Here is a 1,275-nt window from a genome sequence, read left to right as displayed (position 1 = left end):
CCTTTGATTTTGTTTTCAAATTTGTTTTTGATTTTATCCGTTCCGGCACAGCGATTTCCCAATGAACATCAAAGACAGTCAGCAAATCGGCTTATGCTTCTCCTATGACTTGCAAATGAGTATCCCGCCAGAAGCCAACGTCAGGCTTCAATCCTGTATATTCATATCCTATGTTAATGCCACCATTAAAAGCTACCTTTCCGTCGATTATGGCCATCTTACAATGATCCCGATAATTCCAATTGGACAAAATCCAGGGAAATCGCAGAGGAAATATTGTCCTGCATTCTATCCCTGCTTCAACCATCTGCCGGATTTTTTCACGCGGGAATTTATAACTCCCCAAGCTATCTCTCATAAAACGAACCTGCACTCCATTTAATGCTTTTTCGATTAGCAGTTCTGTGATTCGATTACCAATTTGGTCATTCCGATATATGAAATATTCCAGATCAATTGTTTCTTGGGCTTTTTGCAGGGATACAAGGAGTTGATCATATTTTGCTATCCCATTGTTAAACACTTGGACTTGGCCCATTCGAAGCCCATTCACAGTGAAATGCCGTAAAGCATTGGCAATTACCGATGCTGAAGCACCGAATGTCTCAGGTAATTTGTTAGATTCATTTTTAGAACAGGTCAATCTTTTTCGATGAATAAACTTAGGGTTTGATATGCTAAGATATAGCCAGAAACCAATGACAGGTAAAAAAAGGACGATTATTATCCAATTCAAAGCCTTGGCAGGCCGACGAACTTCCCAAATTGCTATGAATAAGATAAAGAACGTATTTAACAGGTATAGATAAAAAATCCACTCCAACTGGAATCCCTCCTTCTGTTACTCTTAACATGTACAAACTATGTAACCAGTATACGTATGGAATATGAAGGGATTGTCTGTTATATATTATGGACTACCTTTATAAGAACTTGTATAAGATATTAAGAACGAAAAAAAGAGAATTAAGGTTGGGAAAGTTCTGACATCAAGAAAGGCGTAATGATCTGGGCACTGTCCTAACTAGAGACTTAGTGATTTTGAAAATTACCATCTGGTAAATTCCTAAATATAGGTATAATTTTTTATAAATTTGGAAAATGAAAGTGGTAAATGCAATAAGAAGTAAATAAGAGAAAACATTAATTTATATTGGGAGGAAATCGTCTTAAAATTAGTCGTTAACATCTTTTTTGTTAATGGTTAATGAATGATCGGTATCTCTAACAGCAGCATAAAAAAAATCTTTGATTTGAAGATATCCCTTTGCCTTT

Annotated in this window: 1 pseudogene; it reads right to left on the bottom strand. The window is 35.8% G+C overall.

Annotated features, from left to right (window positions below):
* A pseudogene (locus tag BFI01S_RS21975) lies at positions 1 to 823 on the bottom strand (phospholipase D-like domain-containing protein); the annotation flags it as partial.
* Positions 824 to 1,275: the final 452 nt, after the last annotated feature.

The sequence above is a fragment of the Cytobacillus firmus NBRC 15306 genome (genome assembly GCF_001591465.1).
In the GTDB taxonomy this organism is placed as follows: Bacteria; Bacillota; Bacilli; order Bacillales; family Cytobacillaceae; genus Cytobacillus; species Cytobacillus firmus.
The sequence above is the reverse complement of the archived record's forward strand: the minus strand, read 5'-3'. Positions and strand labels throughout refer to the sequence as shown.